Raw genomic sequence first — 25,382 nt, 5'->3', positions numbered from 1 at the left:
CTCCCGAAATTTCTGCGTTGCGCTGGTGCGCAGTACCTACTCAGCCGCTGCCGACATGTTCACTTCGTGGAATTCGCCACGATAGGGCCGTGCGGTTGGCGGCAGTTCGCGCTTGAGGAAATAATCCTCGTATTTGAGCTGCCTGAGCAGGACAGGCCAGACCTCGCGATAGGCATGCCATATCGACGGGTTCGGTTCCGGCAGATCGTGCTTGATCAATTCATGCAGCCTGGGCAGCGCGTGATAGGGCACCATCGGAAACATGTGGTGCTCGACGTGGTAGTTCATGTTCCAGTAGATGAACCGGCTGATCGGGTTCATGTACACGGTACGGGTGTTGAGCCGGTGATCGACGACGTTGTCGGCCAGACCGATGTGTTGCAGCAGGCCGGTCATCACCATGTGCCAGGTGCCGTAGAGGCGCGGCACGCCGATGAGCACCACCGGCACCCACGACTGCATGGTGAGGGCGAGTGCTATCGTGGCGATGTAGACGGCGATGTGCCAGCGCGCCGCGATGACGGCCTTGTGCTGTTCCATCTCGGGAACGTAGCTTTTCTCGTCGGGCGTCAGCTTGCCGAACGCCTGGCGTACCAGTGCCGGAAGCGAATAGCGAAAATCGAGGATGCCGGTGAAAGCCAGCGCCGCACGCAAAAGGTCCGGCGGGCGCATCACGGCGATCTCGGCGTCGCGGCCGACGATGATGGTGTCGGTGTGGTGGCGGGCATGGCTCCAGCGCCAGGTCACCGGGTTGCGCATCAGCATGAAGCTGGCGATCTGGTAGACGACATCGTTCATCCAGCGCGTGCGGAAGGCAGTGCCATGGCCGCATTCGTGCCAGCGCGAGTCGCTGGACGAGCCGTAGAGCACGCCGTAGACGAAGAAGAACGGCACGCACCACCAGGTACCCCAGAAATAGATGGCGCCGGCGGCCGAGCCGAGGATGGCGACGATCCAGATGATCGTGTCGCGGATCGCCGGGCCGTCTGAGCGCTGCATCAACTCCTTGATCGCCTTGCGGGGAACATCCGTGTGGTACCACTCCGCCGAGGCAAGCCCGGTTTCGATCGCCCTGCGCGTGCTTTCGCCGACCAGGCTGTAATCGCGCTTTACCGTGCCAGCCATTGTGACCTCCAATTCCCGATCGGCCGCGAGCCCTCCCCGCTCCAGCCGGAACCAGCCTCCCAACTGGTGTCCCGTATCGTCGTCGCCATTATCACGACCTGCCTCCAAGAACAGGAAAATGGCCCGACGGCTGGGGATAATCCTGCTGCGGCTGCGTGGCGATTGCCGCGATCCGGCTCTCGGCGACGGCGATCTCGCCGGCGCCGTCGAGAACCCGGAAAACGGCATTGTAGGAGCGGCTCTCGCCATGCTCCAGCCAGATCATCTCGCCGCGTTCGCGCGCCGCCAGATTTCCCAGCACATGATGCGTCGACGGCTCGATCCCAAGCGCGTACTGCCCGGCCTGGAAATTCTGCCATTGATAGGCGCAGGGCAATTGGTCCTTGCGCGTGACCACCTCGAAGCCGAGGCCGAGCCTGTCGTTGACCACCGCCACCGGCACTTCGCCGGCGCTGTCGGCGCCGAGTTCGTGCTGCCAGACCTGTTCCTTGAATCCCGGTTGCGGCGCCGGCACCGTGCGGTACCCAACCTTCTGCACTTCATAGCGCTCGCCGGCATGGCTTGCCCAGACGACGTCGCGGATCGGCGCCAGGTAGCGCGCGCCCTCGTCGAGCACCGGATGGCTGACATTGATGTGGTAGAAATACATATGCGGCGTACGGTTGAAACCGTGATTGACGACACGGTCCGAAAGCCGGATCTCGTTGCCGCCGACATCGGCCTCGATCCGCCGCAGCAGGTGCAGATCCTCGCCGAATACAGTCGATTGCTGGACGATGCCTTCGGCCCACAACACGCAGCGGTCGCCGTCCCAGGTCTCGCCATAGCCGGTCAGCCGCGCCGGAATGGTGCTGACGCGGCCGTGCAGCGAATGGCGCACCGTCGTCTTCGGCGGGTAGTTGTAGGTATCGGCCGGTACTTCGTTCATGAACAATATATGGTCGAGGCCGCAGGTCAGCAGAAGGCCGGAAAACGACCGCGCCCACGCCAATCCCTCCTCGCCTTCATACTCGTGCAGGCCGGGATGGCGAAAACCGCTCGGCGAGTGCCAGCCGATCGCCTGGCCCCTGAAATCGCAATCGGCGATATCGAGCGCCCGGTCGACCAGCGCGGTGAAGCGCAGGCCGGAGCCGGTGCGGAATTCGAGCATGCGGATGCCGCGCTCGACGCCGTCGCCGAGCGTCATCAGCCGCACGCCGGCGAACTGCGACAGCATGCCGGACCGTTCCGAGACCTGCCGGCGCGACAGCGTCTTGCCGTAAAGCTCTACCATGTGACGGCCAGTTCTTTCACTTTGCTCCCGTCCTTCACTTCGCTCTCGTCTCCTTGAGCAGGGCCGACATGTCGGCGCCGGTGATGATGCTTTCCACGGTCAGCAGGTCGGTGTCGGCGACCGTCTGCTCGGCGACGATCTCGCCGCGGCGCATGACGATGATGCGATCGGCGACCTGGAAGACGTGATGGATGTTGTGGGTGATCAAAAGCACCGAGTGACCGGCGTCGCGCACTTCCTTGACGAAGCGCAGCACGCCGTGCGTTTCCTCGACGCCGAGATTGTTGGTCGGCTCGTCGAGGATGATGACCTTGGCGGCGAACTGCATGGCGCGCGAGATGGCGATCGACTGACGCTCGCCGCCTGACAGCGTGCTGACCAGCGCATCGGCGTCGAGTTTCTTCGAGATGCCGACGCGCTTCAATAGAGCCGACGCAGCATCGCGCAATCGAGCGAGATCGAGCGGCGCGAACACGCCAAGCCATTTGAGATTGACCGGCTCGCGGCCGAGGAAAAGATTGCGCGCGATGCTGAGATCGGGCGCCAGCGAGGTGTCCTGGTGGATGGTCTCGATGCCGAGATCCATCGCATCGCGTGTCGAGCCGATGGAGACCTTCTGGCCGCGCACATAGATCTCGCCGCGATCGACGGGAAAGACCCCGGAGATCGCCTTGATCAGCGTCGATTTGCCGGCGCCGTTGTCGCCGAGCAAGGCCACCACTTCGCCCTCATTGAGCGCGAAGGACGCGTTCTTCAGGGCGCGGACGCTGCCGAAGGATTTTTGCAGGTTCTGCAGCCGAAGCACTTCCATCGTCAGCTCCTGGCGGCGTTCTTCTGCAGCAAAGCGTGCAGGATGAGCATGGCAAGGATGATGACGCCGACGAAGATGTTATAGGCGAGCCCAGGCACGCCGATCAGCACGATGCCGTTGCGGATGCTGCGCAGCATCAGCGCGCCGACGATGGTGCCTAAAATGGTGCCGCGTCCACCGGTCAGCGCGGTGCCGCCGACCACCACCATGGCGATCACTTCGAGCTCGTACCCGGTGCCTGCCACCGGCGAGGCGGCAGAGATGCGAAAGGCGCTGATCATGCCGGCGAGACCGGCCAGCACCGAGGTCAGGATGAACAGCCAGATCTTGACCGCATCGGCCGGCACACCGCGCGCTACGGCGGCGTTACGGTTCGAGCCGATAGCGCTGATCCAGTTGCCGAGCTTGGCGTAGTGCAGCACATAGATCGCCAGTAGCGACAGGCCGATGAACCACCACAGCGAGGTATAGAAACGGAACGTTCCGATATTGAAGCTGCCGGCCAGCAGCGTCACGAAGAAGCCTGGCTGGTTCCAGGATTTCAGCGGAAAGCCTTGGGTGATGTAAAGCGCTGCCCCACGCACGACGAGCAACATCGACAGTGTCACCAGGAAGGAGGAGATGCCGATCTTGGTGACGATCAGGCCGTTGATTGCACCGATCGCTATGCAGAGCAGCAGGCCGGCCAACAGCGCGACGCCAATATCAAACCCGCCGTTCTGCACCAGCAGCATGACCACGACCGGCGCTAGCCCGAACACGGCACCGACCGAAAGGTCGAACTCGCCCGCCGTCAGAAGCAGCGTCATGCCGAGCGCGATGATGCCGAGCTCGGGCAGGAACGCCATCATGTTGGAGATGTTGAGCGGCGACAGGAAATTGGCGTCGGCGATCCCGAACACCGCCAGCAGGACAATCAGGATGACGAGCGAAGAGAACTGCGGCGAGCGCATCAGGCTCGACCTGCGTTTGGCACGCGGCATTTCCTCTTCTGCGGCAATTGTCATGACTGTTTCGACCATATTTCAAGGTGACGCCCGCCGCCTGCGCGGCGAGCGTCAATTTCAATCACTTGTTGTAGAGTTTCAGGATCGGTTCGACGCTCGACGCGTCGTAGAGGCTGAACGTGTGGATGTCGTAGCCGATCGGTTCGCCAGCGGCGGCCAACCCGAGCAGCGCCACCGGCATGAAGCCCTGCGCTGACGGGAACTGCCAGGCAGCCGCGTTGATGAACCCAGACTTCACTGACTCGGCCGTTTCCTTCGAATTGCCCCAGCCGACGACCGGGATTTTGCCGGGCGGCACGCCGGCGCCGTCGAACACCCGCTTGACGCTGGCCGCGACGGAATCGCCGAGCGCGATGATCGCCGGCGGGTTGTTGGCGACCATGTAGTCGGTCATCTTGGCGATGATGCCGGCCGGATCGGTGCCGCAATCGACCACATCATATTTGATGCCGAGCGGATCGAAGACGCTGGCGATGCCTTCGGTCTCGAGCTGCTGGTAGCTGGCGCCCGGCACTTCGACCGGCAGGAACACTTTGTCGCCCTGCTTCACCATCTTGTGGTCGACCAGATATTTCGCCCAGATGACACCGGCTTCCTTAAGGTCGGCGCCGACATAGGCCTGCCGGCCGGTTGCCGGATCGTCGGTATTGAAGAACACGATCGGGATGCCGGCCGCCTTGGCTGCCTTGACCTCCTCGGTCCACAGGCCGGGCTGCGCCGAGGTGGTGGCGATGCCGTCCGGTTTGGCGGCAAGGGCCGAGTTGAAGGCCTCCTTCTGCGCCGCCATGTCGCCGCCGCTGAACGAGATCTTGCAGGTCACCTTGAGCTGGTCGCAGGCCTTGGTCGCGCCGGCATTCCAGTCGATCCAGAAGGCATCCGACGGGCCGCCATGCGACAGCAGGTAGAACGTCTTCTGGGCGTCCTGCGCCAGCGCCGGTGTACCCAGCGCCACACCGGCGAGAACCGTCGCCGCGGCAGCGATTTTCAACGCGAATTTCAACATTTCTCTTCCTCCCTTGTTTCGTAGCCGAACCGCGCCATCACAGTCCGTTGGCGCGGAATTTTCCGTCGAGGAATTTCTTGGCACGGGGCACGTCGTCTTCCGAAAGATGCTCGATGATGACCGGGATGTTCGGATGCTTTTCGGCCAGCCGCTTGAGATAGAGGTCGTAATTCAGCGAACCGAGGCCGGGGGCCGGCAGCTCGATCTCGCCGACGCCGCGGAAGGTGTGGCTCTCCAGCGCGTCCTCGTCGCCGATGTCTGCGTGTTTTTCCGACTTGTCGCCGCCGGAACGCTTGACGTCCTTGGCGTGGGCAATCTTGATCTTGTCGGCCAATGTGTCGAACACCTGGTTCAGGATCTGGTCCATCCTGTCGATGTTGTGCGTTTCGAAATAGTTGGTCGGGTCCATCAGCAGGCCGAGGCCTGGGTGGTCGACCTGCGCGAACATCCTCACCGTCTCCTCGACCGAACCGACGACATTGTTGACATAGGTTTCGAGCAGGAAGACCGCGCCGTGGTCATAGGCGGTCTGGGCAAGGTCGGCGATGACCTTGCGGCATTCCTCAAAACCTTCCTCGGTCTTGTTCTTCGGGTGATGCACCCAGTCGGACTCGGTGTTGTAGGTACCGGTTTCCGAGATCACGTAAGGGGTGCCGAAATGGCGCGCATTGCGGATGATCTCCTTCAAATAACCGACGCGCCGCTCGCGCTCGGCCATATCCGGATGGATGATGTTGGTGTAGCCCGATACGCAGCAGATCGGCAGATTGTGGTCGCGGAACGTATCGCGGACAGTCTTGGCCTTGTCCTTGGTGATCTGTCCGGCGGAAAGGTCGATATCCCTGAAATGCAGGTCGAGCTGCACGGTGTTGAAATCGAGCGCACGGATCTTCTGCGCGGTTTCCTTGAGGCCATACGGGAAATAACCCGTGAAAATACCTGCCTGCATCATGGTGTGAAGTCCTCCCTGTAAGTAACTCAGTCAGTTGATATTTCGGAAAGTTTGACTGTCCGACCCATGTCGATCGAGCGATAGCCGGCTTCGACCAGCGCCATGGTCTTGACGTTGTCGGCGACCGAGAGCGCCGGCGGCTCGCCCGTCTTAACCGCGTGCTGGAGCTGCTCCATGACGCCGATGAAGGCATGCGGGAACCACATCGTGTCCCAACTGGGCGTCACCCATTCACCACCGGTGGTCTCGGTCGAGGCATAGGTCAGCGTCGAGGCAGCGCCAGTCGGCCAGCCGATGGTGCCCTTGGCGACGCCCTTGGTGCCGTCGACGCGCCAATTGATGTGCTGGTCGTCCTTGTAGCCCTCCTGGCGCGGACCGGACCAGACATCCTCAAGCGATACGGCGAGCACGCCCGACGGGAACTTTATCGTCGACACGGTGATGCCGTCCGAATGATCGAAGCGGGTGCGCGGATCCTTGCGGGTCAGGGTGGTGATCTCCAGGGGATCGCCGAACAGGAAGCGCAATACGTCGAGATGGTGGACGCTCATATTGGCGAGCGTCAGCCGGTCATAGTCCTCGAGGAAGCTCTGCCAGTGCGGGATCGCATGCATGTCGATCTGGGCGAAAACGATGTCGCCGAGCGCGCCGCTATCGATGATCTGCTTCAAGACGCGCATCGACTGGTCGTAACGCATGTTCTGGTTGACCGAGAGGATCTTGCCTGCCTTGGCCGCCTCGTCGCGAAGTTTGACGGCCTCTTCAAGGGACAGCGCCAATGGCTTCTGCGCCAGGATCGCCTTGATATGTGCCTGCTTCAGAGCATGGCGGATCAGCGCCGGCTGCTGGTCCGGTGGAAAGGCAAGGTCGATGATCTCGACGTTCTTGTCCTCGATGAGCTGTTCCGGCGTGTCGTGGACGGTTGGGATATCCCAGCGTTTGGCGACCTTCTCGGCGCTGGCCTTGGTCCGCGAGGCAATCGCCACCACGGGGAAACCGGCTTCCTTGTAGGCGGCAAGGTGACATTCGGCCATGATCATGCCGGCGCCGACGCAGCCGATCCTGTATTCCCTGGTGCGGACTTTAACGTCCGGCTCGAAGCCGTTGCCCACCATTTCTTGGCTTGCCATATGTTCCTCCCGAAGCTCGTTCCTTGCAGCCGCCGTCATCGTGCCAAGGCTCCCCCGCTCTGTCCGAAATAATGCACCCTGCCCGGCTCGCAGGATATCACCACCATCGCGTCCGGCCTGACGTCCGGCTGGCCGCGTAACAGCGCCCGCAGACGCGTCTTTCCGGCGGCGAGCGTCACCACGGTGTAGCCGCCGAGCGGCTCGACCTCGAACACTCGCGCCGGGCGGCCCGCGCCCTCCTCCGACCAGGCCTTAACCTTGATGTCTTCCGGCCTGAGCCCGATCTCGACGGCATCGGCCGGCGCAGCCTTGTCCGCGATGCGGATCGTGCCTTCCGCCGCCTCCACGCCTTCCGCGCCGTGCACCGACTTCAATATATTCATCATCGGCGACCCGAGCAGCCGCGCCACATAAGTGCTGGTCGGCCGGTCATAGATCTCGGCCGGCGCGCCGATCTGCCTGATCTTGCCGTTCTCCAGTATGGCCATGCGGTCGGCGATCGACATCGCCTCTTCCTGGTCGTGCGTGACATAGATCAGCGTCTTGCCAAGCTCGCGCTGGATGCGCTTGAGCTCGACGCGCGTCTCCTCGCGCAGCCGGGCGTCGAGCGCCGAAATCGGGTCATCCATCAGATAGGCGGCCGGGTCGCGCACCAGCGCGCGGGCAATCGCCACGCGCTGCCGCTCGCCGCCCGAAAGCTGCGCCGGCGGCTTGTGCAGGATATGGCCGATATGCAGCTTGGCCGCGACGTCGGCGACGCGCTTTTCGATCTCGGCTTCGGCGACCCGGCGTTCGACCAGCGGAAAGCGGATGTTGTCGCGCGCGCTCATATGCGGAAACAGCGCCAAATTCTGGAACACCATGGCGACGTTGCGCTCGGCCGGCGACACCGTGTTGACCGGCTTTCCGCCGATCAGGATCTCGCCCGCGTCCGGGGTTTCCAGCCCGAGCACCAGACGCAGTATCGTCGACTTGCCCGACAGCGGCGGCCCGAAGAAGCAGAAGAACTCGTTGTCGTCGACCGCGAATGACGCATCGTCGACGGCCAGCGTGTTGCCGTAGCGTTTTGTCACATTATGGAAAACGATATCGGCCATCTCAACCTGCTCTCAATGCAAGACCGGTGGCGGCGTCGAAGACGCGCACCGCCTCCGCCGCCGGCGCGACGACAGCTGTCTGCCCGATCGCCAGCCCGACATCATTGTCGAACACCGCCTTCACCGCAGTCTCGCCGTCGCCAAGGTGGATGATGGTGCGCGCGCCGATCCGCTCGACGAAACTCACCGGCATGGACAGGCCACGGCCACCTTCAGCCAGCGTCACCTGCTCCGGTCGAAAGCCATAAAACACCTCGCCGCGCATCCTGCGTACGGCATCGGCGATCTCGACCGGCAGCGGCGGTGTCACGCCGAGCGGGCCGAGATCGATGACCAGACCACGGTCGCTTTCCGCCGGCCTGCCCTTGAGCAGGTTCATGCCCGGCGCGCCGATAAAGCGGGCGACGAAGACATTGGCCGGATTGTTATAGACCTCGAGCGGCGTGCCGACCTGCTGCAGCACGCCGTGGTCCATCACCGCGATGCGGTCGGCCATGGTCATCGCTTCGAGCTGGTCGTGGGTGACGTAGACCATGGTCTGCCGGAACTGCCGCTGCAACTGCTTCAATTCGGTCCGCATCACCGCCCGGAAGGCGGCATCGACATTGGACAGCGGCTCGTCGAGCAGGAAGATCGCCGGCTCCATGATCGCCGAACGGCCGATCGCCACCCGCTGCAATATGTTGACCGACAGTCTGTCCGCCTTGCGGTCGAGCAGCGGCGTCAGTTGCAGCATCTCGGCAATGGCGCCGACACGGCGGCCGATCTCGGCCTTTGATGCGCCGCGCATTTTCGGCCCGTAGGCGAGGTTCTGCCGCACGCTCATATGAGTGAAGATCGCATAGTTCTGGAAGACGAAGCCGACGCCGCGCCGCCCCATCGGCACGCCGGCCATGTCGCGCTCGCCAAACAGGATCTTGCCGCTGGTCGGCCCTTCCATGCCGGCGATCATGTTCATCGTCGTCGACTTGCCGCAGCCCGAGGGTCCGAGCAGCGCCATGAACTCGCCGTCGGCAATGGCCAGGTCCATCGTCTTCAGCGCGGTGAAGTCGCCGAATTTCTTGACCAGGTTCTGCAGGTGGATGGTGCTCATGCCGCCACCTCGCGTACCCGGGCCATGCGTTTCATGGCAAACACCGCAGCGATGGACAGCACGATCAGTATGGCCAGCGCGATTGCCGCCACATAGCCCCAGATCAGGTCCTGGGTGGTGAGCTTGTAGATGTAGACGGAGATGGTTTCGGTAGCGACGCCGGGACCGCCGCCGGTCATGATGTAAAGCGTGTCGAATATCTTGAAGTTCTCGATCACCCTGATCGCCAGCGCGATGACGATGATCGTCTTCATCTTCGGCAGCACGATGGTGATGAAGCGCTGCCTAGGGTTGGCACCGAGCAGCGTCGCCGCCTTGATCTGGTCCTCAGGCACGCCGACCAGGCCGGCAAGCAGGATCAGGAACATCAGCGGCGTCCACTGCCAGATATCGGCGACCATGACGGCGATGAGCGCCAGCGTCGGGTCCGACAGCCAGGCGATGGTGACGGGAAAGCCTGAGATCGCCGACAGGATGTCGTTGACCGGGCCGCCTGACTGAAACAGCATGAAGAACATGTAGCCGGCCACCGCCGGCACCACCATCATCGGCATCAAGAGGATCGAGTAGAAGATCCGCTTGCCGGGGAACTCGTCGGCAAACAGTGTCGCGAGCGCCAAGCCGAGCAGGAACTCCGCCGGCACGCAGACGATCATGACGATGGCCGTGCGCTTCAGCGCACTCCAGAAGCGCGCATCGGCGGCAAGGTCGGTGTAGTTGGCGAAACTGTTCCACATCGACCAGGCGTTCCACCAGCCGGTGCCCGACAGCGGCGACCAGTCGGTCAGGCTGATGTAGAGCTGCATCAGGAGCGGGAAGACGGCGATGAACAGCACCAGGATCTGCGCCGGCAGCGTCAGCCGGAAGCCGAGCTTTGCGCCCTCGTCCGGCAGCACCGACGCCGCTTTGGAGGCTTGCATGTCGCCCTCCGAAATCGTCGCAGTCACCGCGCTCATTGCTTGAGCGCCCCGAAGGTCAGCCCGCGCACCAGATGGCGCTGGATGGCGATGCCCATGATGACAGGCGGCACTGCGGCTATCAGGCCGAGGGCTGCCTTGGCGCCGTAGAGTTGGCCGGTCATCGAGGAGGACAGCGAGGCCATGTAGACAGGGACCGTCACCCATTCGCGCGTCGTCAGAAGCAGCGCAATCAGATAGTCCGACCAGTTGAGGATGAAGACGAACAGCGCGGCACTGGCCAGCGGCGCGCGCATCATCGGCAGCGTGATGCGGATGAAGACGCGCCACCGCGAACAGCCCTCGACCAGTGCCGCCTCCTCGATCTCGCGCGGCATGTCGTCGAAGAAGGTCTTCATCAGCCAGAAGGCGAAAGGCAGCGTGACGATGCCGTAGATCAACGACAGCCCCCACCAGCTGTCGGTGAAATTGAGGAAGGCCCACATGATCATCACCGGGGTCATGACCGCCATCGGCGGAAACAGGCGAAGCTGGATCAGCGCCAGCGGCAGGTTCTGGCCCGAGCCGAAGCGCGACAGCCCGTAGGCCGCCGCGGTGCCCGCCGACATGGCGATTGCCGTACCGAATGTGGCCGACAGCAGCGACGACAGGATCGGCTTCAAAGCTGTGCGGTCGAGGGCGACGATCAGATTGTTGGTCGATTCACCGAAGACAAAGCGGAAATTGCTGAGTGTCGGGTTCTTCGGCCACCATGTCAGGTCGGCGCCGGTCGCCGACCATTCGGCGATCGGCTTGAACGCCATCGACACCATCCACAGGATCGGCACCAGCGTCACCGCCATCGCCGCAAGGATCGCGGCATAGCGGAATATCTCGAAAGGAACTGAACGCTTCATCTTGCGGCTTTGCTGGGCCCTTCGTTGCCGAGGGGAAGAGCGACCGCTCCTCCCCTTCTTGGTAGGATCCTGGAAGGATCAGGCGATCGGATCGAGGACGGTCGGCCAGGCCTCCTTGTTGGTCTTGATGGCTTCGAGAAGCTTCTCCTCGCCGGTGCGGCGGGCAATCTTCTTCCACTCGGCCTCGGTGTCGGCCATCGCCTGCTCGGCTGTCTTGGCCTTGGTCAGCGCGGCGACGAGGTTCTCGTCCAGCGCGTTGTGGAAGGCGGTAGCGCCGGGATAGTTGATGGTGGGCACGGTGCGGGCGACCGTCTCTCGCACCACGTCCATGTGGTAGGCGTGATAGGTCTGGCGAACCAGCGGATCCGAGAAATCCGATAGCCGGAACGGATCGAAGTAGCCGCCCGGATTGGCAGTCATCCAGGCGTAGATGCGGCTTGAGCCCAGCCACTGCAGGAACAGGTAGCAGGCCTCCGGATTCTTGGCTTGCGAGGACACTGACGCCGACAGATTGAGCCACAGCACCGACCGGCTGACCAGCTTGCCGTCGATTTCGCGGCCGGGCGGCAGCATCGAGCCGATCTTGCCGGTGACAGCTGAATCCTTGTTGCCGGCATTGTCGAGGAATTTCGGCAGATTGGAGAAGGCGCAGGTCATGGCCGCGCCGCCCTTGGCGAAATTGCCGTACTGCTCCGGCCAGCCCCAGGAGATCGCATCCGGCGAATGGTGCGAAAGCGAAGCGATGTACTCGCTGGTCGCCGCGATACCTTGCTCAGAATTGATCAGCGGCTTGCCGGCATCGTCGAACAAGAACTGATTGGGCGAAGCCATTGAGACATAACGCTGATACCAGTTGGTGTAGCCCCAGCCCTGGTTGCGCAGATCGGTCGAGCCGAACAGGCCCTTGTCCGGGCGCTGAAAGAAGGCCGCGATCTCGTCATGCTGCTTCCACGTCTTCGGCGCCGCCAGTTCATAACCGTATTTGTCGGAGAAGGCCTTCTTCTCGTTTGCGTCGCCGAACAGATCGGTACGGTAGACCCAGGTCTGGAAGTCGCCATCCAGTGACACGCCATAGGTCGAGCCGCGATACTGATTGAGCAGCGAGACGCCCTTGGCGCCGTCGACATAGCCGCGCTCGGGATCGTCCCATTCCGGCTTGTATTGCGCGACGAAGTCGTCGAGCTTGAGGATGCCGCCGGTTTCGGCGAGGTCGCCAAGGCGGTTCCATTCGACCGCGTAGATGTCATACGCCCCACCCTTGGTGGAGATGTCCTGCATCGTCTTGGTGAATTCCTGGCCGTTTGGCACACCGACGATTTCCAACGGAATGCCGGTTTCCTTCTCCCAGAGATCCTTGATCGACGGCGCGCCGGCCGGAAACGGCTGGGTTAGCTGGCCGATCGAGCCGTCGGACAGGCCAAGCACGATCTTGGCCGGCGCCTTGCCGGCGCCCTTCATCGCCTTGGCCGCCTCGATGGCGCGGCCCTCCGGCGTATCGGCGCCATATTGATAGCGCTCCGAGCCGTCGAAGCCCGTCGGGCCACCGATCATGCCGGGCGCCAGGGCATCGGCCGCATAGGCACGGCTTGGACGAATGAATTTCGGTGCGATACCCGCGGCAGCAACAAGGACTGCCGCCTTTCCACCGGACGCCAGCAAACGGCGCCGCGACACGCGGATCAAATTCGACATTGGAACTCCTCCCTCAGGGCCTTGTTCCTCCACGGCCCTTATGATGGATATTGACGGCACTATGCGAAGGCTGTCAACATCATAAATAATCAATACACCTCATAACATCTCATGGGAGGGAAGAATGGCGTTTGTAAAGGCTCTCATACTGAAGCCAGTGCTTGAATTTGAGGGAGCCCGGCTGCCCACCTCCCCGCTTTGGTCTGCTTGGGCACTCTGGTGTAGCGCAGCGGCTTGCGCATCGGCCAAGGCCGGTTACATCATTTCCCATCAGAATCGCGGACGGCGATGAAGCCGCTCTCCGACGGTGGACCCATGAAATGCGTGATCGCGATGCGCCCCTGGCGCGTTTTGGAATGAGGTGATCGACAGTGCGGTCCACCCTGACAGACATAGCCCGGGAGGCCGGCGTTTCGGCCGCCACGGTCGACCGTGTGCTCAACAACCGCGCCGGGGTCAGGGCGCGCACCCGCGAGGTCGTGCTCGAAACGGCGCAGCGGCTTGGCTATATCGCTGAAAATTCGAATAATCCGAGCTCGCTCAACGCGCTGCGCGGTGAGGTAATACGGCTCGATTTCGCCCTGCCCGCCGGCACCAATTCCTTCATCAAGATGCTGCACCGCCAGATCGAGGCGCAGGCGCAGGCGCGGCCCGACCTCGACGTCCGCGTCGCTACTATCGAAGGCTTCAATCCGGACCGGCTTGCCCGTCTGCTGCAGGAACTGCACGGGCAGACGCAGGGCGTTGGTGTGATCGCGCTCGACCATCCAACTGTGCGTGAGGCGATCCGCTCGCTTTCGGCCAGCGGCGTCAGGGTCGTCACCATCGCTTCCGACATCCTGCATGTGCCGAGGGTTGCCTATATCGGCATCGACAACCGCGCCGCCGGCCGGCTCGCCGGCTACCTTCTCAACCGCTTCATGGGCGCAGGGCGTCCGGGCAAGGTCGCGCTGTTCGCCGGTTCGCTCTCCTACCGCGGCCACGAAGAGCGCGAGATGGGCTTCCGCCACATACTGACGGAAGAATCGCCCAATCTGCAGATCGTCGAGATGCGCGAGATGCTCGACGACCGGGAAAAAGCCTATTCGGAGGCCTCCGCCCTGCTGGACCGGCACCCGGACCTGGCCGCCATCTACAATGTCGGCGCCGGCAACACCGGCATCGCCCGCGCACTCAAGGAGCGCGGGCGTGCACTGTCGACGGTCTTTCTCGGCCATGAGGTAACGGAGGGCACCAAGGAGCTCTTGCTCGACGGCACGCTCGACGCGGTCATCGACCAGAACCCGCGCGTCGAGGCCCGCGAGGCGCTCAATACCTTGAGCCATGCGGTCAGGGGCTTGCCTTACGAATTGCACCAGCCAAGGCTGCAGGTGATCTTCAGGGAAAGCATTCCGGAGATCTGAAAGGAGGGCCGAAGCCGATCATAGATGCGCCGTCCAATACGAACAGCGCCTTCGTCTCCGCCGCCGGCGACGACCGTCTCGGCGGCCAGCGCCTTGAACCCGCAAGACGGCGCAAGGACAGACACGCCAGCGGCAGCATAACCGTCATGCTGCCCGATCGAAACCAGCGCATCTGCCCGCTATCACTGCCGACCATGCCATTTCGCTCCTGTGGGTAAGGCTGGTCGCATGGCCGGCCGGTTCGGCATTCGGCTGGTTCGCGGCCGAAGCGGCAGCCGCCACGACGGTGCGCGAACACTGGCGCGGCACGCTGGCGCTCGGCCGCAACGAAACACTGGCGGCAGCCCACTGGCGGCGGGGCACGGCGGGACTGATGGCCGGCTAGAGCTTGCTCACCATCGCTTGCGCATCTTGGCCCAGACCGATTGCGATCCGGTCGCCGGAGACAATGCCTGACATGTCGCAGACAACCAGCGGCATGCTGATTTCGTAGAGGAATTCGGCAACGATGGCGCCGACGGCAAGGATCGGGTCCGGCCGCTCCAGGATAATGCCGGCCGGCGCCGTGCCTCTGCGGATCGCTTCGGCCAGAACCGAAGACGAGGACGACGACCCTCGCCCGCTCGGCATCACCAGGATCTTGCCGGCGATATTGCCGCCCAGGTCCGGATGCGAATGGTCGATGATGTCGCCCGTTTCGACGTCGATCCCGCCCCAGAAGCTGAGCGCCTGCGAAAGCACCAGCGCTGGGCCTCGTGCCGAGCCGGAAAGGTGGAATGTACCGGTTCTGGCCGGCGTCTTCATGGCGCGCCTCGCACGACGCGGCCGGCCGCAGCCGAGCGGACGCAGTCTTCCATGTCACCGAAGGCCACCGAGACACCGATATTGCCAGGTGCGTAATGCGCCCATTTGCCCGAATTGGTCATCACCACGCCATCGAGACGCTCGAGGATCGACGTGACATAGGTGCAGGTGTCGGTGACCGGAACGAGGCCGAAGGCTTCCATGCCGGCCAGTGCGCCTTCCTCCTGCAGCCGCGTCAGCGTCGCGCGCCCTGTGTTGACATAGATTGGGACACCCTTGCCTGGACCGACTTCGCGCAGCAGCGGCAACAGGCGCATCCACTCGTCATAGGAGAAATGCGGCGTGCCTAACGACACGGCTGCAAGCTGCACGCCGTCGGGGACGCTCGACAGCCTGGCCAGCGCACGGTGGATGTCAGCGCGAGAGATCCGGATTTTTTCCTCCGGCGCCAGGCCGTGCAACGCCTCATCCGGCGTCTTCGCCTCCGGCGTGATGCCGACGGCATGAAACAGCGCCACGGCACCCGTCGTTGCCGCCGCCGCCCCCAGCGCCTTCAATTGGTCCTCGTCGCGCGGCTGCGGCAGGCCCGATATCACCGGAATGCGGTCGCCACTCCTTTGCCCGACGATCAGCCCGACGCCGACAAACAGAGCGTCGGTAGGCTCTAAGGCAGCGTCGGTCAGCTCGAACAGAATCTGGCCACGCCGGTTTTCGATCAGATGCAGCCCCCATGCCGGCGCGCGCCCGGTCATTGCGCAGCACAAATCGATAAAATCGCCATAGCGGTTGGTCCGCGCGCCGATCACCGAATTGGCAAATACGATGGCGTTGGATTCACCCCAGGCGATCTGCTCGCCGAACCTTGGCCGGAACCGGGTCTGATAGGGTGCGCAGGTGAAGGTCGGCTGGCAGCCGAGTTCCAGATGCGCCTTCATCAGACGGCGCGCCGGCACTTCTTCCGCGGCCGTCATCTTCACCAGCCCGGGATGGATCAGATCGAACGAGCCGACATTCAGCGTCGTCGGCACCCGAACGCGGCCGCCGCCCTCGATCAGCCTTTCGACGAAATCGAGGCTGGCTTGGCCGTGATAAAGGCAGCCGTCGATATGGGCACCGGCAATGTCCAGCAACTTGCGCGCCCCGACCGCCTTCGAAAAGGCAACCAGGATCTTCATGGCGGCAGCGGCTGCCGAGCCTTGCTCGCCATGCAGCATCGACTGGTCGCCGGCATTCAATTCAAGGGGCATCGAGTATTCCGCTTCGGAGTTTGCCCAACCATGCTTTCCCCGACTGCGGGGCGTCTGGCAAGACTGAAGGATTGAATCTGCTAGCTCGCGGCGATCAGCACCGTACTCTCCAGCGACCAGCGCAGCACCACCTCTTGTCCTTCCGCCAGCTTTTCGATGCCGGTGTTCTGCACGATGACCTTGATTGTCTGGCCATCGCGATCGACAAAATACGTGCTGTTGTTGCCGGCGAAGATACGCTTGGAGACCCGCCCCGTGAGCATGTTGGCATGGGCTCGGTCCGGAACGCCGGCATTGGTGGCGATGCGGATTCGTTCGGGCCGCACGGCGCAGCTCGCCTTCATGCCGGCGACAAGCGTAGCCCCCGCGCCTGCGGCAATCCCCGTTCCGTCAGGCAGTCGGATGCCGTTGCCCGTGCTGTCGCCGCGAAGGATGTTGGCGTCGCCCAGGAAAGTGGCGGCAAACTCGCTCTTCGGCCGATCGTAGATCTCCTCGGGCGAGCCTTCCTGCACCAGCTTGCCATCGCGCAGAATGCCGATGCGGTCGCTCATCGTCAGCGCTTCTTCCTGGTCGTGGGTGACGAAGATGGTGGTGATGCCGATCTCGCGCTGGATGCGCTTGAGCTCGATCTGCATGTCGACGCGCAGCGCCTTGTCCAGCGCGCCGAGTGGCTCGTCAAGCAACAGCACGCGCGGCCGGATGACGATCGCGCGAGCGAGCGCAACCCGTTGGCGCTGGCCGCCGGACAGCTGGTGCGGCCGGCGGCCGCCGAGCCTGCCGAGTTGCACGAGATCGAGTGCGCGCTGTACCTCGCTGGCAATCACCGCCTTGGGCTCGCCGCGCACCGACAGGCCGAAGGCGACATTGCCGGCAACGCTCATATTGGGAAACAGGGCGTAGTTCTGGAACACCATGCCGATGCGCCGTTTTTCGACCGGCACCCGCTCGACGCTCTCACCACCTATGGTGATGCGGCCGGAATCGGGAAAGTCGAAGCCCGCGATTTGTCGCAGCAGCGTGGTCTTGCCGCTGCCTGACGGCCCGAGCAGGGCATAGAAGCCGCCGTCGGCGAAATCGATGGAGACATCGTCCAGCGCCTTATGGGCACCGAAAGCGCGCGACACGTTCGCTACTTGGACGCCAGCCATTACTTCTCTCCGCCGAATTTGAAGAAGCGCGCCGTCAGCAGCATCAGTGCCATCGACACGACAATGATGATCGTCGAGACCGCATTGATCTCGGGTGTGAATCCCTTGCGGATCGCGGCGTAGATTTCGACCGGCAGCGTCGTCTGGCCGGGCGTCGACAGGAAGTAGGATACGACGAACTGGTCGAAGGACACGGCGAAGGCGAACAGCCCGCCGGCAATGACGCCCGGCATGATCCAGGGCAGCGTGACGCGGTTCGTCACCTGCCACTGATTGGCGCCGAGCGAGCGCGCCGCCTCTTCCAACTCGGGCGCGAAGGTCTGCAGTCGGGCCGACACGACGACAATGACGTAGGGCAGCGCAAGCGCGACGTGGCCGAGCAGGATGGCGAACAGGCCGCGCCCGATGCCGACGCCGAAGAAGAAGATCAGCATCGCCGTGCCGGTAATCAGCCACGGAATGGCGATTGGCGGAAACAGCAGCGCCTGCAGGAATTTCTTGCCGCGAAACTCATAACGGTAGAGCGCCAGTGACGCCGCCGAGCCAAGCACCACGCAAATGATGGTGGTGATGACAGCGATCTCGAGGCTGTTCCAGGTTGCTGAGATGAGCTGGTCGTTCTGCCACAGCGAAGCATACCATTCCGTCGTCCATTCGAACGGCAGCTGGTAGAAGGGCGAAACGTTGAAAGACATTAGAGCCATGATGATGATGGGCACATAGAGGAAGGCAAGCAATAGCCAGATATAGAGGCGGCCGAGCCATTCGAGGACCCGTGTCGTCGCCATCACGTAGCCCTCCTCAGCACCGGCGAGGCAACCGCCAGGATGACCAGCACGACGGCCAGCAGGATGAAGGAGAGCGCAGCACCCAGCGGCCAGTTGAACACGGCGACGAACTGGTCCTCGATGACAGTGCCATAAAAGGTGCCGATACGGCCGCCAAGGATGCGCGGCTCCATGAACGAGCCAACGACCGGGACGAAGATGAGGGCTGCGCCCGCCACTAGCCCCGGCATCGACAGCGGAATGATGACCCGCTTCAGCACCTGCAGCCGCGAGGCGCCGAGCGAGCGCCCGGCCTCGATCAGCGAGTCATCGATGGCCTGCAGGGTCAAGTAGCAGGTCAGCACCATGTAAGGCACGTAGGAGTGCACCAGCCCGATGATGACGGCCGGATAAGAATACATCAGGTCGATGTTGATCTTGAACGGCAGCACGGCGTTGAGCGCGGTGTCGAGAATGCCTCCTTCACGCAGCACCATCGCCCAGGAGAAGATGCGCACCAGCCCGTTCGACCAGAACGGCAGGATGACGAGCAGGAAAATCGCCTCTCGGCTGCGGCCTTTCAGCACCTTGGCCAGCACATAAGCGGCGGGATAACCGATGACGATGCACCACAGCGTCACCTCGAGGCCGAGGCGCAGCGAGGCCAAAAGCAATGTCAGATAAAGGCTTTGTGAAAAGAAGGCGGCATAGTTTTCAAGCGTGAATGCCCACGGCTTTCCCGACAGCGGCAGGTCGGTCATGAAGGAGAAGAAGACCATGGCTGAGAGCGGCAGGAAGATCGCAACCGTCAGCCAGAGATAGGCAGGCGCCAGCAGCGGCAAGGCCGATCTCAATCCGCTGCGCGACGCGGCCGCAACCTGTGCTGCCATGACATCCTCCTCCCAGGATGGGGAAGCATCAGCCGACATGTTTGGTCGGCTGATCCCGGCTTCTGCTGTTACTTCACGTCGACCTTGAGCTGCTGCCAGAGCGACAGATAGGTTTCGCGCTGGGCGTCTGTGATCGGCGCCTGGAACTGAATGCGCTTGGCGACTGCCGGGTCACCCATCACCTTGCGGTTGAACGCATCCCCGGGAAGTGCTTCTACAGCCTTGGTGTTGGCGGATACCGGGGCTCCGACCTTGGTGACCCATTCGACATAGAACTTCGGGTCGATCATGTAGTTGATGAAGGCTTGCGCCCCGGCGACGTTCTTGGAACCAACCGGAATGGAAAAGGCGTCAAGCCAGGCGACGGCACCCTCCTGGGGAATGACCAGCGAGACCGGCAGCTTGAAATGCGTCTTGGCGCGGTCGGCCGAGCCGCTCCAATAGGTGCCGATGTCGATCTGGTTGGAGGCAACCATCTGGTTCCAGTCGTTCTCCGAGCTCCAGAACGTCTTGATCTGCGGCATCAGCGAGGTCAGCTTCGCCTTGACCGCCTCCATGTCCTTGACGTCGTTGATGTTCTGGCCGGTAGCGATGGCGCCGAACTGCACGGCCTCGACGGCATCGTCACGGATGGTAACGCGGCCCTTGTGGGCGGGATCCCACATTTCGGCGATGCTGGTCGGCGGCTTGTCGAATGACTTGTCGTTGATGGCGAGCGCCGTCAGCCCCCAAACCCACGGCACCCCATAGACCTTGCCGTCATGGACAAGCATCGATGATCCGGCCTTGTCCTTGCTGATGTCGGCATAGTTCGGCAGCTTGGACGTGTCGATCGGCTGAATGAGCTTTTCCGCCATCGCCTGATCGTTGAAGGCGGCATTGATCATGACGACATCGTAAAGGCCGGGATTGGTCCTGAGCTTGGTCAGCATTTCCTGTTCGGAATTGAAGAAGTCGTTGACGACCTTGTTGCCGGTTGCCTTTTCGAAGGCGGCTATGGCCCACGGCTCGTCGGCGCCATAGCCCTTCCAGTTGAGTACGTGCACCTCGTCGGCCCTGGCGGCCAGCGTAAGCGCCGAAGCGAAGACAGCGGTTGCCGTCAGAAAAGCAGTCAGTTTGGGCATGCGCATGTTCGTTCCTCTCATTATTGCCCGGTTGGCGGGCTTGTTATCCCATTAGGCTGTCACAAATGGGCCTCTTGCTTCCGGCCATGCACGGTCGTCGGTCGATCGTCATGGCTGAGGAATCGCTGGATCTCCTGGTCGTTCGGCGCCGACGACCCGCCATGGCGGGTGACCGAGAGCGCCGCCGCCGCATTGGCGTAACGCGCCGCTTCGAACGGCGACACGCCGTGCGACAGCGCGCTGACTAAGGCGCCGATATGAGTGTCGCCGGCGCCGTTAGTGTCTACCGCCGCGACCTTGAACCCGGGCACATCTTGGGCGGTGCCGTCGGCCAGCCGCACGAAGCAGCCTTTTGCGCCAGCGCGGACGACAACGCCTGCCGCGTTGGGGCAGTGGCTGGCCAGCAGCCGGGCAGCAATAGCCTCTACATCGCCGGTGCCGGCGATCTCAGCCGCTTCGGCGGCGTTGCAGCTCAGCCAGCTCGTGCGCGCCAGCACCCGGTCGAGAATGGTGCGCGGAATGTCTGAGATGATCGGCGTCGGATCGACGACTAAAGGAATTTCCGCCGGCAGCACCTCGATCCAGTCGACAAGCGCCTCTCGGCTTCCCGGATAGCTAAGCGTATAGCCGGAGGTGAACACCCAGTCGCCCGGTGCGACCGAGATGAGCGCCATCATGTCAAGGCTGAGCACACTCTCCGCACCAGGCCATGAGACGAAGGTGCGCTCGGCATCGCTCGAGATCATGGCGACGCAATTGCCACTGTCCATAACCGCCGATGGCGGCGTGAGTGTCTCGATTCCCTCAGTTGCTAAGGCCGCGCGCAGGAAGTCGCCATTGGGTCCGCTGCCGAGCTGGCCGCCGAACACCACCTTCATGCCGGTGCGGCTGGCCGCGACCATCATGTTGAAGCCGCCGCCAGCGACTTGTGCATAGCTTGACGCGGTCTTCTCCGTGCCCGGTGCCGGCAAGGCATCGATGCGGTAGACATAGTCGACCACCGCGCTGCCGATATGGACGAGACGCCCGCTCATGCTGCCGCATCCTTGCCGGACCTGCTCTTCGCCGCCCGCAGGGCGACCAAGTCGGCGGCGAGCGCGCGCACCCGCCCAATGTCTAGGCCTTTGATCCGGGCGATGTGTTTCTGTGGCAATCGGGAAAAGCCGGTGCAGGCACCGGCCATGCCGGCCGCGATGGCGCCGATCGTGTCGGTGTCGCCACCGAGATTGGCGCTGATGACTGCCGCTTGCCAGGGATCGCCGCCGGCGACTTCCAGCACCGCGAATGCAGCCGGAACGGACTCCTGACTGGCGACGCCGGTGCCGACCAGATCGGTGATCAGCCGGATCGCGTCACTCGTCTCCTTGCCGCGTACGAGCTTCTGCGCCCACCCAATGCGCGCGGCGATGTCACCGCCGGTCACCCAATACCCGAGCGTTGCCCCGTGCCTCGCCCCGGCGATGGCTCTGTCGGAAGCGGCGCGCCAGTCACCGCCAGCGATGCCGCGACTGATGGCGGCAGCGACCGCTGCGGCCGAAGCGATTGCGATTGACGTGTTGTGCGTCGCCCTGCAAGTTTCGGCCACTTTGCCGACCAATGCGTCAAGCGGCTCTGGCGGCATCATGATGCCGACCGGCGCGATGCGCATGGCTGCACCATTTGTGTCGCCGCTGCGTCCCGCTTCCTCGGCTGGCATACCGTTATTGATCGCGTCGATGGCGCGTTTGGTTGATGGTCCCAGCAGATCGTAGCTGCCGCGCGCCTTGACATCGCGTTCCCAGTCGAGCAGCGCGCTGACCCACCTCGCATGGTCGAACCGGTTACCGGATTCGACCAGGATACGGCCAAGCAGAAGCGCCTGTTCTGTGTCGTCGGTGATCGTCCCGGCCGGGAGTCCCTTCGACACCGGATGGTCGGGGAAAGGAGCAATGAAGTCCTCGACATGACCGTAGAGTTCGGCAATCCGCGCCGGCGACAAAAGCTGCGTCGGCATTCCCAGCGCATCTCCCAGTGCCCCGCCCACAAGCGCTCCCATGGCCCGATCGGTTATGCTCCCGGTGTCGTCCGGCATCTCTCAGAACCTCATATGCAGCGCAAAATGCGCCGGGTTGAGCAGGCTGGTCACATATTCGATCGGCCGGTCATCGGCGGCGCGGGTTAACCGGCGACCACGCAGGAACGGCGTGCCTTGCGGGCAGCCGAGGATTGCGGCATCGTCGGCGTTGAGCATTTCAATGCCGACCCATTCCTCGCCATGGTCGGGAATGAGGCCGGCGCCGCGCAGCGTCTGGTGGAGTGAGCCTTCGCGCAGGCCGCGCAACGGCACGTCCTCCAGTTCGGGTGACAATGGCAGGCGGCTGCGCTCAATGGAGATAGCGTGGCCGTCGCTGGCATTGGTGCGCACCCGATCGACAGCGATGAAAAATGGGTTTTCTATACCAAGCAGTGCGGCAAGATCGGGGTCCTCGATCACCTCGAGCCGCAGCGTCCGCGTCTCGGCATTTGCGCCGGCGTTGGCGAGCGCCCGCGACCAACCGATTGAGTCATCAACGGGCTTGCCATCGAAGGTGACGAAAGAGCCGATGCCGACCTTGGTGGTGATCAGCCCGCGGCTGGACAGTTCCTCGAGGCCCTTGCGAACGGTGTTGCGGCTGACGGAGAAACGCTGGACGAGCTCGTTCTCGCTTTGCAACCGGTCGCCGAAGCCCAGAACACCGGAGCGGATTTCATGTTCGAGAACCGTGGCGATCTGTTCGGGCTTGCCCGTACCGGGAGACGATGGGACCACGCGGCGGACCATAGGCATACCTGTTCATTGCACCTGTATAGTCCTGTGCAATGTATCTGCAACGCCAGCTCTGTCAACCGACCGCGGAGGCCACACAGATAGACCAAGCTGCTTGATGGTACCCAGAGGCCGTGAAGGCCATACGAGGTGCGGCGGGCAAACGGGGTCGCTGGAGATGTCACTGTTCGCTGCTGGAAGACCCCTCGACTGCCCCGTCACCATCTGCAGAATGCGGCAGAATGCCGAAGTCGCGCGACTTGGTCCCATGTGCCGCCGTCAGGAAACCATCGGCTGTGAGGCCTCGCCTCAAAAGTTCCCGTACCGCGGCCGACCGGCTCGGCATGCGCTTGTCGAAGCGCCAGTTCTCCAATGCCGCCAGTTCATCGACGGTCAGCATGATCTGCAATCGTTCCGGGCGTTCCAGTTCGGACATCTCGGCCTCCATTCATACCAGCCTAAACGCAGCTGAGTTAGTATGTTCCTAATTTTCTGTATAGTTAGGTACGTGAGCAGAATGCGTCAAGGCCTTCAGATCAGCGAGTCATGCAGAAGTCCGATGAAGCGGAACAAGCATCAAATGGGCAATCAACAAAATACGCTAACTATTTGACATAAAACGAGTTTTAAGGAATTTCGCTTGCCAATCGCGAATCCTGGGCGCATCGTGGAACACGAGGGACAAACCGCTCCTGAAGGGAAGGTTTTTCCATGCGCTACGGATTTTCAGTTCGCCTGCACGAAGACGTCAGTTCCCGAGTTCGGGCTACATTGCGGTCCGGGATTGCCATCAATCTGACTGCTGTCGCCGAAGCCGCGCGACTGCAGAACCTCGCCGAGAATGTTGCGCGCGAAGACATCGAATTGCTCGTCATGCAAGCAGCCCAGCTCTACGGGGCGGCTATCGAGTTCGACGGCTTCGCGGAAACCGATCTGGCGGAGTTTGCGTGCCCTCAGCTGATGCAAAGCAGCCCCGCCGTGGGCTGGGACGCCTTGGAAGACGGAGCGTCCGCTTCGCCGGATCCTGGCCGTCAAACACACTGAGGCGCGTGCTCGTGTGAGCCCCCGCCATGCTGCCGCCACGTGCTCGGCAAAAAAGCCCGCCGCAATGGCGGGCTTTGGACTGCTGGAGGTTTGGTGGACGAAGGCCTCTCGGCCCGGTCCGACATTTCTTCCGATGTATTCGCCTTAGCGGCGGGCGATCAGCAGGCACAATTGGCGCAGATCGCTGTCGTAAGTGCCTGCGCTGCTGAGCACGTCAACGCAGCGCTTCTTCATCCTGGCCAACTTGTCGCCCGACATGTCGGCAACGACCTGGGGCAAGCTGGGATTGTTGGGATTGCTGGGATTGGACGGACTGCCCGGGTTGGACGGATTGCTTCCACCACCGATCCCGACACCTGCGCCGACATTGATGCCACTGCCGACCCTGACCCCGGCACCTGCATTAACGCCGCTGCCGATACCTACCCCGGCGCCCGCCGCGATGCCACTGGGACCGCCGATCGTCGCGCCGGCACCGCCGTTGATGCCGCTTCTGCCCCCGACCGATGCGCCGGCGTCCGCGGCGATGCCACTGGGACCGCCGATCGTCGCGCCGGCACCGGCGTTGATGCCGCTTCTGCCCCCGACCGACGCGCCGACGCCCGCGGCGATGCCGCTGGAACCGCCAACCGTTGCGCCGGCACCGGCGTTAACGCCGCCGCTGCCGCCCACCGAGGCACCGAGGCCTGCCTTGATGCCGCCGCTGCCGCCAACCGTCGCGCCGGCACCGGTGTTGATGCCGCCGCGACCGCCAACCGTCGCGCCGAGGCCGGCTTTGATGCCGCCGATGGATGTTCCAACACCAACGGCAATTCCGTCCGCGGCATTCACGGGCATCGAGAGCACGAAAATAACTGCGCTGCCTGCCACCGCATCGGTGATTGTTTTGATTATTGTGATCATAACACTCTCCTTGCTGTAGTTGCGCTGAACAGCCCGCGACGCCGCCGCTTGCATACCTACTAATTTGCAAGAAGATAATCGGTTTCTTTGCCGGTCAACTCGCTGGCCCCATGGTATATTTTCAAATAACAGCCGCGTGAAATTTGTAGTGAAATTTTCCGAAAGTTTTACTTTGGGACGGCCTCTACCGATTGAAGCGATGCGAGACTCAGCTGATGGCGCCGCAACAGACGGACGTCGCGACGGTCGGCGGCCAAAAGAAGGCGAATTC

The 25,382-nt window shown here is 62.9% G+C and carries 26 protein-coding genes; 3 read left to right on the top strand and 23 right to left on the bottom strand.

Annotated features, from left to right (window positions below):
- Nucleotides 1–36 precede the first annotated feature (36 nt).
- The 12 genes from NKI97_RS20500 to NKI97_RS20445 form a co-directional block, all read right to left on the bottom strand.
- Nucleotides 37–1,125, bottom strand: coding sequence for a fatty acid desaturase family protein (locus tag NKI97_RS20500; protein ID WP_352541109.1), 1,089 nt, complete (start codon nucleotides 1,123–1,125; stop codon nucleotides 37–39).
- Nucleotides 1,126–1,216: 91 nt separating this feature from the next.
- Nucleotides 1,217–2,398 carry an aldose 1-epimerase family protein gene (locus tag NKI97_RS20495; RefSeq protein WP_352836245.1) on the bottom strand — a complete coding sequence of 394 codons (1,182 nt, stop codon included), beginning with the start codon at nucleotides 2,396–2,398 and terminating at the stop codon, nucleotides 1,217–1,219.
- A 34-nt stretch (nucleotides 2,399–2,432) separates the two neighbouring features.
- Complete coding sequence (locus NKI97_RS20490; protein ID WP_352749807.1) at nucleotides 2,433–3,215, bottom strand: ATP-binding cassette domain-containing protein; 783 nt, start codon at nucleotides 3,213–3,215, stop codon at nucleotides 2,433–2,435.
- Nucleotides 3,212–4,216 (bottom strand): ABC transporter permease, encoded by a 1,005-nt coding sequence (locus tag NKI97_RS20485; protein ID WP_352749754.1) that lies wholly within the window; start codon nucleotides 4,214–4,216, stop codon nucleotides 3,212–3,214. The genes NKI97_RS20490 and NKI97_RS20485 overlap by 4 nt, the downstream gene beginning before the upstream one ends.
- A 61-nt stretch (nucleotides 4,217–4,277) precedes the next feature.
- Entirely contained in the window at nucleotides 4,278–5,219 is a 942-nt protein-coding gene (locus NKI97_RS20480) for a sugar ABC transporter substrate-binding protein (RefSeq protein ID WP_352749756.1), read from the bottom strand.
- 37 nt (nucleotides 5,220–5,256) lie between these two features.
- A complete protein-coding gene (locus NKI97_RS20475; protein ID WP_352749758.1) occupies nucleotides 5,257–6,171 on the bottom strand; it encodes a sugar phosphate isomerase/epimerase family protein in 915 nt (304 codons plus the stop codon).
- A 26-nt stretch (nucleotides 6,172–6,197) separates the two neighbouring features.
- Complete coding sequence (locus NKI97_RS20470) at nucleotides 6,198–7,286, bottom strand: Gfo/Idh/MocA family protein (RefSeq protein WP_352836314.1); 1,089 nt, start codon at nucleotides 7,284–7,286, stop codon at nucleotides 6,198–6,200.
- A gap of 50 nt (nucleotides 7,287–7,336) precedes the next feature.
- On the bottom strand, nucleotides 7,337–8,398 hold the full coding sequence (locus tag NKI97_RS20465) for an ABC transporter ATP-binding protein (protein WP_352836241.1): 1,062 nt from the start codon (nucleotides 8,396–8,398) through the stop codon (nucleotides 7,337–7,339).
- A gap of 1 nt (nucleotide 8,399) precedes the next feature.
- A complete protein-coding gene (locus tag NKI97_RS20460; protein WP_352836238.1) occupies nucleotides 8,400–9,491 on the bottom strand; it encodes an ABC transporter ATP-binding protein in 1,092 nt (363 codons plus the stop codon).
- Nucleotides 9,488–10,447, bottom strand: coding sequence for a carbohydrate ABC transporter permease (locus tag NKI97_RS20455; RefSeq protein WP_352836236.1), 960 nt, complete (start codon nucleotides 10,445–10,447; stop codon nucleotides 9,488–9,490). The genes NKI97_RS20460 and NKI97_RS20455 overlap by 4 nt, the downstream gene beginning before the upstream one ends.
- Nucleotides 10,444–11,304, bottom strand: coding sequence for a carbohydrate ABC transporter permease (locus NKI97_RS20450; protein ID WP_352541114.1), 861 nt, complete (start codon nucleotides 11,302–11,304; stop codon nucleotides 10,444–10,446). Before NKI97_RS20450 ends, NKI97_RS20455 begins: the two co-directional genes overlap by 4 nt.
- A gap of 78 nt (nucleotides 11,305–11,382) precedes the next feature.
- Entirely contained in the window at nucleotides 11,383–12,996 is a 1,614-nt protein-coding gene (locus NKI97_RS20445) for an extracellular solute-binding protein (protein ID WP_352452729.1), read from the bottom strand.
- Between the two features lie 371 nt (nucleotides 12,997–13,367).
- Between NKI97_RS20445 and NKI97_RS20440 the strand changes: the two genes are divergently transcribed.
- Together NKI97_RS20440 and NKI97_RS20435 are read left to right on the top strand one after the other, a co-directional pair.
- Nucleotides 13,368–14,399 (top strand): LacI family DNA-binding transcriptional regulator, encoded by a 1,032-nt coding sequence (locus tag NKI97_RS20440; protein WP_352708553.1) that lies wholly within the window; start codon nucleotides 13,368–13,370, stop codon nucleotides 14,397–14,399.
- 172 nt (nucleotides 14,400–14,571) lie between these two features.
- Nucleotides 14,572–14,784: an SIP domain-containing protein gene (locus NKI97_RS20435; protein WP_352836311.1), complete on the top strand. Its 213-nt coding sequence runs from the start codon at nucleotides 14,572–14,574 to the stop codon at nucleotides 14,782–14,784.
- Here NKI97_RS20435 and NKI97_RS20430 read toward each other — a convergent pair.
- From NKI97_RS20430 to NKI97_RS20385, 10 genes are all read right to left on the bottom strand, one after another.
- Nucleotides 14,781–15,203 carry an aconitase X swivel domain-containing protein gene (locus NKI97_RS20430; protein ID WP_352836233.1) on the bottom strand — a complete coding sequence of 141 codons (423 nt, stop codon included), beginning with the start codon at nucleotides 15,201–15,203 and terminating at the stop codon, nucleotides 14,781–14,783. The two genes, NKI97_RS20435 and NKI97_RS20430, sit on opposite strands and share 4 nt — an antisense overlap.
- On the bottom strand, nucleotides 15,200–16,450 hold the full coding sequence (locus tag NKI97_RS20425) for an aconitase X (protein ID WP_352836230.1): 1,251 nt from the start codon (nucleotides 16,448–16,450) through the stop codon (nucleotides 15,200–15,202). Before NKI97_RS20425 ends, NKI97_RS20430 begins: the two co-directional genes overlap by 4 nt.
- Before the next feature lie 80 nt (nucleotides 16,451–16,530).
- Nucleotides 16,531–17,598, bottom strand: a complete 1,068-nt coding sequence (locus tag NKI97_RS20420) for an ABC transporter ATP-binding protein (protein WP_352452725.1) — start codon at nucleotides 17,596–17,598, stop codon at nucleotides 16,531–16,533.
- On the bottom strand, nucleotides 17,598–18,386 hold the full coding sequence (locus NKI97_RS20415; protein WP_352452724.1) for an ABC transporter permease: 789 nt from the start codon (nucleotides 18,384–18,386) through the stop codon (nucleotides 17,598–17,600). Before NKI97_RS20415 ends, NKI97_RS20420 begins: the two co-directional genes overlap by 1 nt.
- On the bottom strand, nucleotides 18,386–19,255 hold the full coding sequence (locus NKI97_RS20410) for an ABC transporter permease (protein WP_352452723.1): 870 nt from the start codon (nucleotides 19,253–19,255) through the stop codon (nucleotides 18,386–18,388). The genes NKI97_RS20415 and NKI97_RS20410 overlap by 1 nt, the downstream gene beginning before the upstream one ends.
- A 68-nt stretch (nucleotides 19,256–19,323) precedes the next feature.
- Nucleotides 19,324–20,385, bottom strand: coding sequence for an ABC transporter substrate-binding protein (locus NKI97_RS20405; RefSeq protein ID WP_352749655.1), 1,062 nt, complete (start codon nucleotides 20,383–20,385; stop codon nucleotides 19,324–19,326).
- A 53-nt stretch (nucleotides 20,386–20,438) separates the two neighbouring features.
- The gene (locus NKI97_RS20400; RefSeq protein ID WP_352749658.1) at nucleotides 20,439–21,413 is read right to left on the bottom strand and encodes a PfkB family carbohydrate kinase; all 975 of its coding nucleotides are present in this window, start codon (nucleotides 21,411–21,413) and stop codon (nucleotides 20,439–20,441) included.
- The gene (locus tag NKI97_RS20395; protein ID WP_352749661.1) at nucleotides 21,410–22,450 is read right to left on the bottom strand and encodes an ADP-ribosylglycohydrolase family protein; all 1,041 of its coding nucleotides are present in this window, start codon (nucleotides 22,448–22,450) and stop codon (nucleotides 21,410–21,412) included. The genes NKI97_RS20400 and NKI97_RS20395 overlap by 4 nt, the downstream gene beginning before the upstream one ends.
- Nucleotides 22,451–22,453: 3 nt before the next feature.
- On the bottom strand, nucleotides 22,454–23,179 hold the full coding sequence (locus NKI97_RS20390) for a GntR family transcriptional regulator (protein WP_352452745.1): 726 nt from the start codon (nucleotides 23,177–23,179) through the stop codon (nucleotides 22,454–22,456).
- 166 nt (nucleotides 23,180–23,345) lie between these two features.
- Nucleotides 23,346–23,600: a hypothetical protein gene (locus tag NKI97_RS20385; RefSeq protein ID WP_292664224.1), complete on the bottom strand. Its 255-nt coding sequence runs from the start codon at nucleotides 23,598–23,600 to the stop codon at nucleotides 23,346–23,348.
- A gap of 275 nt (nucleotides 23,601–23,875) precedes the next feature.
- Here NKI97_RS20385 and NKI97_RS20380 point away from each other — a divergent pair, with 275 nt between their 5' ends.
- Nucleotides 23,876–24,208: a hypothetical protein gene (locus tag NKI97_RS20380; RefSeq protein ID WP_352836226.1), complete on the top strand. Its 333-nt coding sequence runs from the start codon at nucleotides 23,876–23,878 to the stop codon at nucleotides 24,206–24,208.
- Between the two features lie 144 nt (nucleotides 24,209–24,352).
- Here NKI97_RS20380 and NKI97_RS20375 read toward each other — a convergent pair whose 3' ends face one another.
- Complete coding sequence (locus tag NKI97_RS20375; protein ID WP_352836224.1) at nucleotides 24,353–25,165, bottom strand: hypothetical protein; 813 nt, start codon at nucleotides 25,163–25,165, stop codon at nucleotides 24,353–24,355.
- Nucleotides 25,166–25,382 lie beyond the last annotated feature (217 nt).

Origin of the sequence: Mesorhizobium sp. M0296 (assembly GCF_040321675.1) — a bacterium.
Classification (GTDB): domain Bacteria; phylum Pseudomonadota; class Alphaproteobacteria; order Rhizobiales; family Rhizobiaceae; genus Mesorhizobium.
The sequence above is the reverse complement of the archived record's forward strand: the minus strand, read 5'-3'. Positions and strand labels throughout refer to the sequence as shown.

Coding starts and splice junctions, on each gene's coding strand:
- NKI97_RS20485 (WP_352749754.1), bottom strand. CDS start 4,216: ATGACAATTGCCGCAGAAGAGGAAATGCCGCGTGCCAAACGCAGGTCG.
- NKI97_RS20385 (WP_292664224.1), bottom strand. CDS start 23,600: ATGTCCGAACTGGAACGCCCGGAACGATTGCAGATCATGCTGACCGTC.
- NKI97_RS20455 (WP_352836236.1), bottom strand. CDS start 10,447: ATGAGCGCGGTGACTGCGACGATTTCGGAGGGCGACATGCAAGCCTCC.
- NKI97_RS20465 (WP_352836241.1), bottom strand. CDS start 8,398: ATGGCCGATATCGTTTTCCATAATGTGACAAAACGCTACGGCAACACG.
- NKI97_RS20380 (WP_352836226.1), top strand. CDS start 23,876: ATGCGCTACGGATTTTCAGTTCGCCTGCACGAAGACGTCAGTTCCCGA.
- NKI97_RS20390 (WP_352452745.1), bottom strand. CDS start 23,179: ATGGTCCGCCGCGTGGTCCCATCGTCTCCCGGTACGGGCAAGCCCGAA.
- NKI97_RS20445 (WP_352452729.1), bottom strand. CDS start 12,996: ATGTCGAATTTGATCCGCGTGTCGCGGCGCCGTTTGCTGGCGTCCGGT.
- NKI97_RS20480 (WP_352749756.1), bottom strand. CDS start 5,219: ATGTTGAAATTCGCGTTGAAAATCGCTGCCGCGGCGACGGTTCTCGCC.
- NKI97_RS20430 (WP_352836233.1), bottom strand. CDS start 15,203: ATGAAGACGCCGGCCAGAACCGGTACATTCCACCTTTCCGGCTCGGCA.
- NKI97_RS20470 (WP_352836314.1), bottom strand. CDS start 7,286: ATGGTGGGCAACGGCTTCGAGCCGGACGTTAAAGTCCGCACCAGGGAA.
- NKI97_RS20395 (WP_352749661.1), bottom strand. CDS start 22,450: ATGCCGGACGACACCGGGAGCATAACCGATCGGGCCATGGGAGCGCTT.
- NKI97_RS20450 (WP_352541114.1), bottom strand. CDS start 11,304: ATGAAGCGTTCAGTTCCTTTCGAGATATTCCGCTATGCCGCGATCCTT.
- NKI97_RS20425 (WP_352836230.1), bottom strand. CDS start 16,450: ATGCCCCTTGAATTGAATGCCGGCGACCAGTCGATGCTGCATGGCGAG.
- NKI97_RS20460 (WP_352836238.1), bottom strand. CDS start 9,491: ATGAGCACCATCCACCTGCAGAACCTGGTCAAGAAATTCGGCGACTTC.
- NKI97_RS20410 (WP_352452723.1), bottom strand. CDS start 19,255: ATGGCAGCACAGGTTGCGGCCGCGTCGCGCAGCGGATTGAGATCGGCC.
- NKI97_RS20400 (WP_352749658.1), bottom strand. CDS start 21,413: ATGAGCGGGCGTCTCGTCCATATCGGCAGCGCGGTGGTCGACTATGTC.
- NKI97_RS20500 (WP_352541109.1), bottom strand. CDS start 1,125: ATGGCTGGCACGGTAAAGCGCGATTACAGCCTGGTCGGCGAAAGCACG.
- NKI97_RS20375 (WP_352836224.1), bottom strand. CDS start 25,165: ATGCAAGCGGCGGCGTCGCGGGCTGTTCAGCGCAACTACAGCAAGGAG.
- NKI97_RS20405 (WP_352749655.1), bottom strand. CDS start 20,385: ATGCGCATGCCCAAACTGACTGCTTTTCTGACGGCAACCGCTGTCTTC.
- NKI97_RS20420 (WP_352452725.1), bottom strand. CDS start 17,598: ATGGCTGGCGTCCAAGTAGCGAACGTGTCGCGCGCTTTCGGTGCCCAT.
- NKI97_RS20495 (WP_352836245.1), bottom strand. CDS start 2,398: ATGGTAGAGCTTTACGGCAAGACGCTGTCGCGCCGGCAGGTCTCGGAA.
- NKI97_RS20475 (WP_352749758.1), bottom strand. CDS start 6,171: ATGATGCAGGCAGGTATTTTCACGGGTTATTTCCCGTATGGCCTCAAG.
- NKI97_RS20415 (WP_352452724.1), bottom strand. CDS start 18,386: ATGGCGACGACACGGGTCCTCGAATGGCTCGGCCGCCTCTATATCTGG.